The sequence below is a fragment of the Myroides sp. TSA_177.3 genome, from assembly GCF_052691955.1.
The window spans coordinates 20,482-35,633 of record NZ_JBQZGD010000024.1; the positions used below are offsets into that span (position 1 = coordinate 20,482).

A 15,152-nucleotide genomic window follows, 5' to 3' on the forward strand; every position below is an offset into this window, starting at 1 on the left:
TGGGAGTTCGCTGTGCCAAATTAGGGGAATATTCTATCTTTAACAACAAGTAAAAAATGCAATTAAATATACGATAGTAGTAAGCTATGGAAATAACACAAAATAAAATTGAGGAGCTTGCCCCCAATGCTGCTGCGGCAAAAAATGGGCGTGATCTTTTGAAGAAGAACAAATTTTCGAATTTGCAAATTTCAGCGGAACAGAACCTTATTTGGGGTGAATGCGCAGGAAGTGGTAAAAATCCTTATCGTTGTTCAGCAGATTATGTAGATGCGATGAATCCTGTATTTCGATGCACCTGTCCAAGTCGACAGTTTCCGTGTAAACACGCCCTTGGTTTACTGTATGCCTATGATGAAAAGAGTACGGCATTTGAAATTGCAGAAATTCCAGAAGATATCGCGTCAAAACGCGATAAAATAGAAAAGAAACAGGAGAAAAAGGCACAACTTAAAGAATCAATCAAAGAAAAAGCAGAGAAACCTAAAAAAATCAATAAAGCAGCTTTTAGTAAAAAAGTAGAGGCTCAGTTGACAGGAATTGAATTGGCTCAAAAAATACTCAAAGACATTACATTAACGGGGTTATCTAGCTTGGATACTAAAATGAAAAGAGCACTTGCTGTTCAAATTAAAGAGCTAGGAAACTATTATATCAATGGAATTCAAACAGCCTTTAATCATCTGTTATTAGAACTAGACGCAGTACGCGAAGAAGAATATACTGGTGTGATTGATCAAGTGAATTTTATTTCAGCTTTGCTGAAAAAAAGTACGGAGTATTTAAATAAGCGCAAAGAAGATCCCGAAGCAACTCCTGATTTAGCATCTGCTATTGAAGAGCAAATAGGTTATACTTGGACTTTAATTGAGTTGATGCAATATGGTCTTTATGAGGAGAATGCGAATTTGCTTCAGTTGTCTTTTACGAGCTTTGATCACTTTGCGCGTAGGGAATATGTAGATGAAGGCATATGGCTTAATCTAAAAACGGGAAAAATATACAAAACGAAAAATTATCGTCCATATCGTGCTACCAAATACATCAAAGAGGACAATAGTAATTTTGAGGTCTTACAACTCAATGAAATTTACATCTATCCAGGGGATCAAAACCCACGCGTTCGTTGGGAAGCAGAAAATACCAACGCACGTGCATTAACTCAAGAAGACTTAGCTGTGATTCACGCTTTTGGTAGTATCAATTTTGCAGAAACGATTAAAGAGGTGAAAAACACCATTAAAAATCCGTTGATGGATAAGAATCCAGTGGTTCTTCTTGCGCTAGAAAAAGCGTACTTGATGGGAGAGCATCTGGTAGTGGAAGATGCGCTAGGCAATAAGTTGACTTTGCAAGATCTACCCGGTGAAACAGGCCTGCCTTCTTCGAATTTAAAGTCAATCTTGCCCGCAGCTGCCAAAGGGTATACCTTAACGGCCATGGTGAATAATGATGTACAACGTGGTTTGTTTTCTATTCAACCCTTGTCTTTGATTACCCCTAACAAAATTGTAAGACTATTGTATTAATACCTGAAACAAAATTAGCATGAGAATTCAACCCTTATATGACCTCCAACAAGAAATAAATCGCTTATTTATAGCGGGAAGTAAATTTGCTAAAGGCGATCCTCGTTTGCAAAAACACATCGCTGTATTGAGTAAATTAGGAGAAAAAGCTCCCGTTTTTAAAAAAATGGCTACAGATATTGAAGATTTAATTCAAGCAGATACGCAAGAATCCGCAGAAAAATTGATGAATCTTTCCAATTTGCTGTATGCTGTATTGTATACACAAGGGGAATTTACTGTAGAGGAGGCAGAAGTAACAACACAGCAACCCAATTTAGCCATTGCGGAGATAAGTACCACGTATTCTTATCTACAGTTGAAACCAGTAATAGAGGCTTTAACGATTTCTAATTCGGGGCGATTGGAAGTTTTAAAAGATGCCTTTGAGCGCAATCTATTCCAAGATTCACGTACTTTTCAATATTTAAATATAGCTTTGGCGGATAAGTATAGCGAACTGTGTGAATATGTTGAAGAAACGATTATTCCAAGTATTGGAAAACCAATGCTTTACTTTTTGGTCGAAGGATTTAAATACGAAGATAAAACTGAACAGGTTAGGCGATTGCGTTTACTTGCCCTATTGGGGTATAGCGACTTACAAACGGTGATAGATACTATTATGGCTGAATCTTTGCCTGCTTTACAGGCAGAAGCAATAACAATTTTAAGTGTAGATGTCAAACACGAGCCCCTTATTATCAGTTTAGCAGAGGACAAGAACAAATTAGTTCGAGAAGCGGTTTACCAAGCTTTGGCTGTACTGAATACCCAAAGTAGTCTTGAAAAACTGAAAGACGTTTACGTGAAAAATACAAAAAATAAAACGAACCTTCAATTGGTTACCAAAGCATTATCCACTTCCTCTATGCCTTTCTTCTTTGCAGAAGTAATGGATCAAGTGGTGGGAGCTTTTGAAACGCTTATAGCCCTCGATCAAGAGACAGAAGATAAGAAAGTGGGGGAAGCTGTAGAGCGATTCATTCTCCATTTGGATGTGTTGAAAGAAAAGGGACAACCCGAAGTATTCGCTTTTTTAGCTCAAGTAATCACGAATAAACAGTTGGGGATAGTATTAACAGCGAAAAAGGCCTTTCTAAATTACAGTGTTAGCAATTTGTTCTTTGCCATTGAAGCTTGTTTAAAAACCTACGATAAGGCTCAGGTATTGGAGTTTTATGAACAGCACATCCACAGAGCGTTTAGTAGCGAATACCAATCGCGTTGGTGGTTTGATTATATGGAAGTGGCTGTACAATTTTATACTCCTGAAAAGGTATATGATATATTCGGTCCACGATTTGGCAAAGACAAAGCCCTGATTACGCCAACTGCTCTTTTTCATGTGTATACTGATGTGTATGGCTATCATTATCAAAATACAGAAGCAATACAAGTTACAGGGGATAAAATAGATCGACGCTGGATTCCGTTGTTGTTTGGATACTTTGACGGTAAAATTCGTTGGGATAATACATATAACGAAGTGCTATTGCTCCTGCATACAGTAGAGCCAATAAACAAAGAGTTGGACAAACTATTGAAGGAGTTAACACTTCAAATTGCGCCAGAAGAGCAAATTACAATCTTTGAATTGCTGATGGAGCGACAAGTAAAAGATCGCTTTGAAGTGATTTATAAAGCGATGGATCGCTTCCCGAAAAACTCGTATTATTACGCCCTTTATCGCTTGATGAATAACGGATTTTGGACGCAATTTCCCAAAGAGTATGCGCCTAAATTTAAGGAGATGTTCGAGAAGAAAAAGGTTGATATCTACAACCAAATTGCTGAAGAAATAGCAAAATAAGTTTAATTATTTATACGATAAAAAATGACAGATACAAAACAAGATATACTGAGATTACCAGCGGAGCAATTATATGCGCATGAGTTAGAAGCTTTAAGAGAGGAAGATAAAAATGTTGAAAAACCTGTGGGCTGGCAGCTTTCACCCAAAGCAGTTTTAAAATTTATTGTTGGAGGAAAAGCTGGAAAAACGGAAATCACGCCTAAATATATTGGGCATAATCGCTTGGTAGAAATTGCCATTGCGACTTTGCTAACCGATCGTTCGCTTTTGTTAATTGGTGAGCCAGGAACGGCAAAATCATGGTTATCAGAGAATTTAACTGCAGCTATTTGTGGGGATTCTGCCAAAGTGGTACAGGGAACAGCAGGAACAAGCGAAGAACAAATTCGCTATTCCTGGAATTATGCTATGTTGTTGGCTAATGGTCCCTCCAATGAAGCGTTAATTAAAAGTCCGATTTACAGAGCGATGGAAACAGGGTCTGTGGCGCGTTTTGAAGAAATTTCACGTTGTGCTTCTGAAGTGCAAGATGCTTTAATTTCAATTCTTTCGGAGAAGAACATTGCCATTCCTGAATTGGGAAATGAATTAGCCGCTCAACGCGGGTTTTCAATTATAGCGACAGCAAATACAAGAGATAGAGGTGTAAATGATATGTCCTCCGCCTTAAAACGCCGTTTTAATATCATCGTTTTACCAGCTCCAGCAAATTTAGAAACCGAAGTATCCATTGTTACCAAACGCGTGGCTGAAATTTCCAATAGCTATCAATTGAAGGCTACTTTACCTAACCAGGAGGCCATTGAGAAGATTGTTACGATTTTCCGTGAGTTGCGTCAAGGAGCCACTTTAGATGAAAAACAAAAGCTGAAATCACCAAGTGGTGTTATTTCTACAGCAGAAGCCATTTCTTTGATTACAAATAGCATGGCTTTGGCAGCTAGTTTTGGCGATGGAACAATCACAGATGAGGATTTAGCAGCAGGCTTACAGGGAGCTGTAGTCAAAGATGAGGATAAAGACAAATTAGTCTGGAAAGAATATTTAGAAAATGTAATGAAAAAAAGAGGCGCATCGTGGCGAGGTCTATACAATACTTGTAGTGAGATGAATGCTTAACCGAAGGTAAATGAATGCAAAAGTAAATATATTTGGTGTCAGACATCTTTCGCCTGGAGCATCTCATCATCTTTTAGCGTATCTAAAAGAAAAGAAACCGAAGTGTATTTTGATTGAAGGCCCTTCGGATGCTACTGCAATGATTGTTTCTATGGCCCAAAAAGAGGTAAAACCTCCGATTGCTTTATTGGCGTATACAACGGAATTACCTATTGAAACGGTACTTTATCCCTTTGCTTTTTATTCGCCCGAATATCAGGCAATTAATTGGGGAGTGAAGAACAAAAAGGAAGTGCGTTTTATTGATTTGCCTACGCCAATTATGTTGCGTTTACAACAGGAACGCAAGCGTGAAGTTGATGAAAAAGCACAAGCTTTTTATACCTTTCACAATGGTTTGTATGAGGCGATTGCCCATCATAGTGATGAAACGGATTATGAGCATTATTGGGAACGCGATTTTGAACATAATTTAAATACAGATGCTTTTCGTGAGCGATTGATTTATCAATCAGGAGCAATGCGTGAATTGGTGGTTAATCAAGAATATGAGGACGCACCTTATGATTTTTCTTACAATCTGATTCGAGAAGCACATATGCGTCGTGAGATTCAACGTGCAATTACAGAGGGATTTAAACCCGAAGATATTGTTGTAATTGTTGGAGCTTATCACGTTTTAGGTTTGGATTTAGACCTACCTGCATTGACAGATCAAGAGCTGAAAAAGATTCCAACAGTAGACGCTCAATTGACGCTTATGCCGTATTCTTACCTGCGTCTCAGCAGTCGAATGGGATATGGAGCTGGGAATAGGGCACCTTATTATTTTGAGTTGATGTGGCAAGCAATGACGCAAAATAAATTGGAGGATTTAGCCGCTATTTACCTTTCTAAAGTAGCGAAAACGATGCGAGAGATGGGAAATAATGCTTCTTCTGCAAGCGTGATAGAAGCGGTGCGATTAGCACAAGCTTTGACAGCTATGCGCGGTGGAGCATTCCCTGTTTTAGAAGATTTACACGATGCCGTAATTACTTGCTTTGGTGGAGGAGAACTTGCACCTGTAGCAGAAGCCATTAACCGCATTGATATTGGAACGGCTATTGGTTTCTTACCTGAAGGGGTAAGCCAAACGCCAGTACAAGTAAACGTCAATCAAGAGTTGAAACGATTGAAGTTAACCCAATATAAATCTGCTGTGGCGCAAGAACTGAGCTTAGATTTACGAGAAAACTTTAAAGTTAAATCAACAGAAGCAGCATATATTGATTTAAATCGCTCTACTTTTTTACATCGTTTAGCTGTGTTGGATATTCACTTTGCTAAACCAATTCGCACCCATCAAGATAATGCGACTTGGTCTGAAAAGTGGGAATTACAATGGACGCCAGAAGTAGAAATAGAAATTGTGGAATCCAATCTAAAAGGAGAAACACTTGAGATAGCAGCAGCTTATCAATTGAGGGAACAATTGGCAGACTGCACAGATCTTGCTTTGGCTGCTCAAATTATTCGCTTAGCGTGCGAGTGTCAATTGACGCATATTTTTGAAAATGCATTGCGTACATTACAAGCGCTTTTGGTTGAAGCAGTTGATTTTAAAGCGACAGCTTATGCTGCTCATGAATTAGCAGTATTGATTCAGTATGGTGATTTGCGTCAGTTTAATTTAGAGCCTTTAGTACCAATTTTACAGCAGTTGTTCTTGCGTGCGGCTCTATTGGTACAAGAAGCGGCTTCATGTGATGATAAAGCGGCGACAGAAATGATGAAGGCGATTAATGTGATGGAATTAATTACACAACAGCAATACGAAATTGTCGATGTAGAATCTTGGCAAAAGGAACTCCATCAAGTGGCTTGGCGCGATGATTTAAATACCAAACTATCGGGAGGAGCTTTTTCAATTTTATTGGAACACAATTTAGCGGATGAAGAAGATTGTGCAAAAGAAGTTTCGCGTCGCTTATCGCCAGGGGTTCCCGCAGATTTGGGTGCTGGTTGGTTTGAAGGGCTATCTGGACGAAATCGCTATGCGCTCTTGTCTAGAACAATGTTGTGGAGGGAACTCGATCAGTATATCGCTCAGTTGGATGAGGAAGAGTTTTTGCGTTCTGTTGTTTTTTTACGCCGAGCTTTTGGAGCGTTTGAACCTAATCAAAAGAATAGTATTGCCGAATTACTCGGAGATATTTGGGGAACAGGTGAAGAAGAGACCGCTGAAGCATTACAAGGTGAATTAACACAGGCAGAAGCAGAAAAACTAGATGAATTGAACGATTTTGACTTTGAGTTTTAATCGAAGTTTAGCTATAGAAAAGAGAAGGCAATGGAACAAGAAAATAAAAATACAACGCGTTGGCGATTGATTTTAGGGGAAGATACACGGGCTTTGCAACAAGTAGCGCTCGATGAAAAAGCATCTATTATGGATGCTGCTTTAGCGGCAATTTACAATCGTACTGAAGAAGGGAAAAGTGGTCGAAAAGGCGCAGGATTAGGTGCCTCAGCGCCTAATTTAGCCAAGTGGTTAACGGATGTACGTACTTTTTTTCCAGAAGATGTCGTTAGTGTGATTCAATCTGATGCTATTGAACGCAAAGGGTTGACAAAATTGTTATTTGAACCAGAAACACTGAAAAATGTAAAACCAGATATGGCCATGGTGGGAACACTGTTGGCGCTAAAAGGTCAAATCCCTGAAAAATCGAAAGAAACAGCGCGAGAACTCGTGCGCAATGTCGTCGATGAAATCATGAAAAGAATGGAGCAAGATATGCGTCGTGCAGTTACGGGAGCTTTAAATAAAAAAGCCCATTCGCCCATTCCTAATTTTGCTTCAACGGATTGGAAAAGAACAATTAATCGCAATTTAAAAAATTACGATGTTCAGACTAAGCGACTAATTCCTGAAAAGTTTTATTTCTTTGAACGTAGTCAAAAGCAAAAGAGCTGGACGGTTATTTTGGATATTGACCAAAGTGGATCCATGGCAGATTCGATTATTTATTCCTCTGTTATGGGATCTATTTTTGCGAGTATGCCAGCACTCGATACGCATGTGGTTGCCTTTGATACGGAAGTGACTGATTTGACTGAATTATGCCGTCAAGATCCTGTGGATATGCTGTTTGGTGTACAATTAGGTGGAGGAACCGATATCAATAAATCGGTTGCTTATTGTCAAACTTTGATTGAGAATCCGCGTAAAACTATTTTCATCTTGATTTCAGATTTATATGAAGGTGGGGTGCGCAAGGGACTACTACGTCGTTTGAATGAAATGCACCAAGAAGGGGTTAAAGTGATTACTTTATTAGCTTTGACTGATCAAGGTAAACCAGATTATGATGAGAATTTAGGAAAGGAAATCAGTAAACTAGGTATTGCTTGCTTTGCTTGTACTCCTGATCGTCTGCCTGATTTAGTGGCATCTGCATTGAAAGGAAAAGATTTAATGGCTTTTGGAAAAGAGGATAAGTAAATCAGAACATAGACTTTTAGCAGTGTTTGTGTACAGGGAAAAACGTAAATAATGTCAAAATAAACCTCGTCTTTTTAGACGAGGTTTATTTTTTATACCCCTCAATCCATAGCATTCCAAGCGAAAAGACAAAAAGAATTGTGTTATCTCATAGCTAAAGCCCTAGAAATAATTAAATTTGTATTTCAATTTTTAAATGAGGAACCTATCATGCTTTCAAATCGCTTCAGATTAAATGAAATGTTGGTATTTGCATATCGACTTTTTTTAGCATTCTTTTTTTACTTTATAGCGCGAGTTTTATTCTATTTTTACAATAGTGATTTGCTTGCCGTTGATTCTGCAGGACAGTTTATGAAACTGGCTTATCACGGATTGACCTTTGATAGAATGGCTATTTTTTATGTCAACATTTTATTCATTTTGTTGTCTATTGTGCCAATCTTTAAAAGTACATCGAAAGGATACCAAAAGGTTGTTTTTTGGAGCTATATCATTCCCAATTTATTGGCCTATGCAACCAATTTTATAGATTTTATTTATTACCGCTTTATATATGCTCGTACCACAATTGCTGTATTTGATAGCTTAGAACACGAATCAAATAAAGGACAGTTATTCTTGAACTTCTTGGTGAACTATTGGCATGTATTTGCTTTGTGTATTGCACTTTGCGTTTTATGGGTGTTTTTGTATAAGCGAGTAAAATTTACGCAAACACTAGAAGTAGAGAGCAAAAAGAATTACTTTATTTCAAGTGCTTGTATTATCGTTATTGTAGGGGTAGGATTTATTGCGGGTGTACGTGGAGATTTAAAGAAAACAACACGCCCATTGAATATCATTGATGCCAATCGCCATGTGGAAAAACCAGAACACGCCGATATCGTATTGAATACGCCTTTTGCTATTTTGCGCACCATCGGTAAAACGAGTTTCAAGAAAGTAGAGTATATGGATGAGGCGACATTGAATCGCTATGTTAGTGGAACAAAACAGTACTATTCTACGGATCCATCAACACCGAATATCGTTTTGTTTATTACGGAAAGTTATGCCAGAGAATATATTGGCGCTTTTAATCAAGATATGAATATTCCCAATTTCAAAAGCTATACTCCATTTATTGATTCCTTAGCACAACACAGTTTGATTTTTCCGAATGCTTTTGCTAATGGCTACAAGTCTATTCACGGTGTATCTTCTGTTATTGCAGGAATTCCTTCATTTAAAGATGCTTTTACATCTTCGCCATTTCCAAAACAAAATATTGAATCGTTGGTTTCTACATTGAAATCAAAAGGATATGATACGTCTTTCTTCCATGGAGCACCAAATGGTTCGATGGGATTCTTAGGATTTGGAAATATCTTGGGATATGACCATTATTACGGAAAAACAGAATACAACAATGACGATGATTTTGATGGAACTTGGGGAATTTGGGATGAACCTTTCTTCCAATACATGCGTAAAACATTAAACGAGAAAAAAGGACCATTCTTTGCAACGTTATTTACGGTTTCTTCTCATGAACCTTTTCAAGTGCCTAGTCAATATGAAGGGAAATTTCCAAAAGGGAATCAACAAATTCACCAAACCGTAGGGTATACTGATTATGCGTTTAAACGTTTCTTTGAGGAAAGTAGCAAAGAACCTTGGTTTAAGAATACGATTTTTGTAATTACAGCGGATCATACCAATCAAATTGATTATGATGAATATAGAAAATTGGTGAATCGCACAGCAGTTCCTATTTTATTCTATACGGCTGATGAACGTTACAAAGGAGTAGATAAGTCCTTGGCACAACAAATCGATATTTATCCAACGCTATTAGATATGATTGGATATGATAAACCTTTTAGAAGTTGGGGAAGAAGCTTGTTAAACGATACAATCGTCAAACCTTTTACAATTAACTATGGAGGAAATGAATATACATACCAAGAAGGAAACTATATTGTTCGCTTTAATGGAAAAGAAGTAACGGGATTCTATGCAATCAATGACAAAGGATTGGAGCACAATTTAATCCAAAACAAGAATAAAGAAATGGAAGAGTTAGAAATGAAGTGTAAGGCTTTTGTTCAGGATTATTTCGATCGAATTATTGATAAGCGTTTGGATCGGTAGGGAGAAGGTTAAGAGTGAAGGGTTATGAGAAGGTGAGGCGATGAGAAGGTAAGGCGATGAGGTGATGAGAATAATCAATTGCGTGGAATTAATTGAATTAAATAAGGCAATTAGAGAAGATTTCATTTGCTAATCGCTTTATATAGAAACGAGTAAATTTTAAAGTTATTTTACGACTTTTAAAATTAGAAGAATAGCTGGAAATGTTGTATTTTTGCCAAGTTTTATTCTTTACAACACAACAAATAAATATAAATGAGACAAGCTAAGTATATTTTCGTAACAGGGGGCGTTACGTCATCCTTAGGAAAAGGAATTATAGCAGCATCGCTGGCAAAATTGTTGCAAGCGAGAGGTTATTCTACAACAATTCAAAAATTCGATCCGTATATTAATGTGGATCCTGGTACATTAAATCCGTATGAGCATGGAGAGTGTTTCGTAACGGATGATGGAGCAGAGACGGATTTAGATTTGGGTCACTATGAGCGATTTTTGAATGTTCCAACTTCTCAGGCAAACAATGTAACAACAGGACGTGTCTATTTATCTGTTATTGAAAAAGAGAGAAGAGGAGAGTTTTTAGGAAAAACAGTTCAAGTGGTTCCTCATATCACCAATGAAATTAAAGATCGCATGCAGTTACTTGGTAAAACAGGAGACTATGATATCGTAATTACAGAAATTGGGGGTACTGTAGGGGATATTGAATCTTTACCGTATATCGAATCTGTACGTCAATTGTTATGGGAATTAGGGGACAACAATGCTATTGTGGTTCACCTTACTTTAGTTCCTTATTTGGCAGCAGCAGGGGAGTTGAAAACAAAACCGACACAACACTCTGTGAAAACATTGATGGAAAGCGGAATCAAAGCGGATATCTTAGTTTGTAGAACAGAACATAATTTAAGCGCTGAAATTCGTCAAAAATTAGCACAATTCTGTAATGTAAAACCAGAAGCTGTAATCCAATCTATTGATGCGGAAACGATTTATGACGTACCTAATTTGATGTTGCAAGAAGGGTTAGATAAAGTAGCTTTAAAACGCTTAGACTTACCTGAAAAACAAACGCCAGATTTAGTGAAATGGAATGAATTTATTCACCGCTTAAAATTCCCTAACCATGTAGTTAACATTGGTTTAGTAGGAAAATACGTTGAATTACAAGATTCATATAAATCAATTTTAGAAGCTTTAGTTCACGGTGGTGCACAAAACCAAGCCAAAGTAAATATCATCACGATTCAGTCTGATTTAATTACAGCAACAAATGTAAGTGAGAAATTGAAAAACTTAGATGCTATTTTAGTAGCTCCAGGGTTTGGATCACGTGGTATTGAAGGAAAAATTGAAACAGTAAAATACGCAAGAGAAAACAAAATTCCTTTCTTGGGAATTTGTTTGGGAATGCAAATGGCGGTAATTGAATATGCTAGAAACGTTCTGGGATACCAAACAGCCAATACAACCGAAGTAAACGAGAGTACACAATATCCAGTAATTACTTTTATGGAAGACCAAAAAGATATTACAGATAAAGGAGGTACCATGCGTTTAGGAGGATGGGATTGTAAATTAAAAGAAGGTTCTAAAGTATTTGAAATCTATGGAGACAGTATGATCAATGAGCGTCACCGTCACCGTTATGAATTCAACAACCAATATTTAGAAGATTTCGAAAAAGCAGGATTAACCGCTTCAGGATGGAATCCAGAAACAGGATTAATCGAAATTGTAGAGTTGGATACACATCCATTCTTCGTTGGGGTTCAATTCCACCCAGAGTATAAAAGTACGGTAGCGAAACCGCACCCACTTTTTGTTCATTTTGTAAAAGCAGCGATTGATTATAAAACAAACTAATCAATCGACTTTTTTATATCATAAATTTTATCACTTACAAACTAAGTAATGGAGAAAAAAAAATTAGATCGTAACAGTATTATAGGCTTTGTGATTATTGCAGGATTGCTGATTTGGATGATGTTGAATAACATCAACAAAGAGCAAGAGTCTATCAAGAAAGATACTGAATTAGCAGAGAAAGAAATCGTTAAACAAGAACAATCCGCTACATTTGAGAAAGCACTTCAAGAACCAGTAGCTGGAGATTCTTTACAATCGGAACAAGTTCGCGCTACATTCGGTCCTTTTGCTTATAGTGCTATGTTACCAGCAGCTAAAGGAGGAACTACAACTTTAAAATCAGATTTACTTACACTTGAAGTTGATAATAAAGGAGGGAAATTATCTCATGTTGTTGTAAATGATTTCAAGAGATTTAGCAAAGATTCAAATGAAATCGTTGCTTTGATCAAAGATCATAACGCAAAATTCAATTTACAATTACACACTACTGATAATCGAGTTTTCAATACAGAAGACTTATATTTTGAACCTACTTTAACTAAAGAAGGTGAAAATCAAGTATTAGCTATGCGTTTAAAAGCTTCTGAAACAGAGTTTTTAGAGTATCGTTATGTATTGAAACCGAATGATTATATGCTTGATTTTTCTATCCGTACACAAGGATTGAGCAAAATCGTTGACGCATCAAAAACACCAGAATTAAACTGGGAAATGAAAACATACCGCAATGAGAAAAGTATTGCGTATGAAAATAGATACGTTCGTTTATACTATGAACACGAAAAAGGAAAAGACAACAACCTAAGTGAGTCTAGTAAAGATGATACTAAGGAGTTGAAAGACGTTTCGTATATCGCGTATAAACAACACTTTTTCACTTCTGTTTTATTGACTAATAAGAACTTTGAAACAGCAACATTAAACACGAAAAATTTAGTGGCTGATGAAAAAGTAGATACGGTATTTACGAAACAATTTGCGAGTGTTATTCCGTTGAACTATAGCAATGGAGAGTTAAACTATGACATGAATTGGTATTTTGGACCATCTGATTTCAAAATATTAAAATCATACGATCGTAACTTAGACAATATTGTACCATTAGGTTGGGGAATTTTTGGATGGATTAACCGTTTCTTATTTATCCCAGTATTTGGATTATTGACTAGTTTCTTACCTTACGGTATTGGTATCATTGTATTGACGATTTTAGTTCGTTTATTTACTTCACCGTTGACGTATAAGTCATACGTTTCTCAAGCGAAAATGAAAATGATTCGCCCAGAGGTAAATGAATTGAATGAAAAGTTCAAGAATGATCCAATGAAGAAGCAACAAGAAACAATGAAATTGTATTCTAAAGCAGGTGTGAATCCGATGGCAGGTTGTATTCCAGCCTTGTTACAGATTCCAATCTTCTACTCGTTGTTTCAATTCTTCCCGTCTTCATTTGATTTAAGACAAAAGAGCTTCTTATGGGCAGATGATTTATCATCGTATGACTCTGTGTTACAATTGCCATTTAATATTCCTTTCTATGGTAATCACGTGAGTTTATTCCCATTATTAGCGTCAATTGCAATTTTCTTCTATATGAAGATGACTACAGGAGATCAACAAATGGCTCAACCAACACAAGAAGGGATGCCAGATATGAGTAAAATCATGAAGATCATGATTTATGTATCACCGATTATGATGTTATTCTTCTTTAATAACTACGCTTCAGGTTTATCGTTGTACTACTTCATCTCGAACTCCATTACAATTGGAATTATGTATGTAATTAAAAACCACATTGTAAAAGACGAAAAGATCTTAGCTACAATCGAAGAGAATAAAACGAAAAAGCGTCCGCAAGGAAAATGGCAAAGAAAAATGCAAGAAATGATGGAACAAGCACAAGAACAACAGCGCTTGAAAGATCAGAATAAAAAATAATACTTTGGTATAGATAAAAAACTCCTCTTCTTTAAGGGGAGTTTTTTTGTTTTATATAGGCTGTCTAATAGGCAGCCTTTTTCATGTTGTATTTTTTTAGATGTAACTTTTTCACTCCGCTATGTATGTCAAAGGAAGACCTCTATTGCGCATGTCTTTTTAAAAAGATAGTTCGATAAACTATAGCTACAAATACAGGTATATATTTTTTATAAAAAAGCATTTGGTAACATATTATTGTTACTTTTGGTTAAATTTATATTTTATGAAAAAATTAATACTTTTTAGCTTTTTAGCTGCTGCGTCAGTGATGAATACGCCGATACATGCACAAGAAAAAGTGAAGTTTACAAAAGAACAGTTAAAAATGATGGATGATATGCTTTTTGATGAAGTATTCGTTAGCGTAAGTTCTAAAAAAAATTCAACCCTTATTCTTAAAGATGGAACCAAAAAAGTAGGATCTGTTTCTGGAGTAAATCGAAAAAAAGGTCAAATTACATCAATCAAAATGAAAGATGCGGCTGGTAAAAAAGTAGAATACCAAGCGGATGAAATTGAAGAGATGTATTTGCCTATTACAGGATTTGAAAAAGGAGCTAAAGTAGCTAACTATTTTGGCACATCAAAAAACTGGGGAAGCAAAAACTTAACTAAATCAACCAATCCAGATGAAGTGTATGTAAGAAACATTACAGCTTCTTTAAAAAACAAAAAAGCAGAAAAGGAATACTTGATGCAATTAATCAATCCAAGCTTCAGTAGTCAAATTGAAGTATATGCTGATCCAATGGCTTCTGAAACAACCTCTATTAGCTTTGGTGGAGGACCTGGTATCGGTGGAGGAGTAATCAAATCGTATTACATCAAAAAAGGAGAGGAAGTAATGTGGCTTAAAAAAGGAGAATTTGAAGAAAACTACAATTTCCTTTTTGGAGACAATCAAGAATTTCTACAAAAATTCCCATACAATTCAATTAAATGGGAACACTTAAGCTATTTAGTCGCTGAGTACACAAAGATGACAGAAGAAAAAAACGCGTAAATTAATAAGAAGAGGGTGTCCCAATAGGGCACCCTTTTTATTTTAAAAGAGTAAGGTAAAAGGTCTTGTTTTTTGTTCTCGATCTGTGGTTTCTGCTGGGTGTTGTTAGTCAATATCACCTTTTGTCCGATTTAAATTGAGGCGTTGTAGTTGCATACTCAAAAA

At 36.5% G+C, this 15,152-nt stretch carries 9 protein-coding genes; all 9 read left to right on the plus strand.

What is annotated here, in order from left to right:
* Positions 1 to 86 precede the first annotated feature (86 nt).
* The 9 genes from ACUTSE_RS16050 (at position 87) to ACUTSE_RS16090 (ending at position 14,987) form a co-directional block, all read left to right on the plus strand.
* Entirely contained in the window at positions 87 to 1,529 is a 1,443-nt protein-coding gene (locus tag ACUTSE_RS16050; protein WP_445640959.1) for an SWIM zinc finger family protein, read from the plus strand.
* A 19-nt stretch (positions 1,530 to 1,548) separates the two neighbouring features.
* Positions 1,549 to 3,381: a HEAT repeat domain-containing protein gene (locus tag ACUTSE_RS16055; RefSeq protein WP_445640960.1), complete on the plus strand. Its 1,833-nt coding sequence runs from the start codon at positions 1,549 to 1,551 to the stop codon at positions 3,379 to 3,381.
* Positions 3,382 to 3,405: 24 nt separating this feature from the next.
* Positions 3,406 to 4,503, plus strand: coding sequence for an ATP-binding protein (locus ACUTSE_RS16060; protein WP_002985106.1), 1,098 nt, complete (start codon positions 3,406 to 3,408; stop codon positions 4,501 to 4,503).
* Between the two features lie 10 nt (positions 4,504 to 4,513).
* Entirely contained in the window at positions 4,514 to 6,805 is a 2,292-nt protein-coding gene (locus tag ACUTSE_RS16065) for a DUF5682 family protein (RefSeq protein ID WP_445640961.1), read from the plus strand.
* A 30-nt stretch (positions 6,806 to 6,835) separates the two neighbouring features.
* Positions 6,836 to 7,990: a VWA domain-containing protein gene (locus ACUTSE_RS16070; protein ID WP_445640962.1), complete on the plus strand. Its 1,155-nt coding sequence runs from the start codon at positions 6,836 to 6,838 to the stop codon at positions 7,988 to 7,990.
* Between the two features lie 210 nt (positions 7,991 to 8,200).
* Positions 8,201 to 10,126, plus strand: coding sequence for an LTA synthase family protein (locus ACUTSE_RS16075; protein ID WP_002985104.1), 1,926 nt, complete (start codon positions 8,201 to 8,203; stop codon positions 10,124 to 10,126).
* 255 nt (positions 10,127 to 10,381) lie between these two features.
* Positions 10,382 to 11,995, plus strand: a complete 1,614-nt coding sequence (locus ACUTSE_RS16080) for a CTP synthase (RefSeq protein WP_445640963.1) — start codon at positions 10,382 to 10,384, stop codon at positions 11,993 to 11,995.
* A gap of 48 nt (positions 11,996 to 12,043) precedes the next feature.
* The gene (yidC, locus tag ACUTSE_RS16085; RefSeq protein ID WP_002985102.1) at positions 12,044 to 13,942 is read left to right on the plus strand and encodes a membrane protein insertase YidC; all 1,899 of its coding nucleotides are present in this window, start codon (positions 12,044 to 12,046) and stop codon (positions 13,940 to 13,942) included.
* A gap of 265 nt (positions 13,943 to 14,207) precedes the next feature.
* Positions 14,208 to 14,987, plus strand: a complete 780-nt coding sequence (locus tag ACUTSE_RS16090) for a hypothetical protein (protein ID WP_445640964.1) — start codon at positions 14,208 to 14,210, stop codon at positions 14,985 to 14,987.
* Positions 14,988 to 15,152 lie beyond the last annotated feature (165 nt).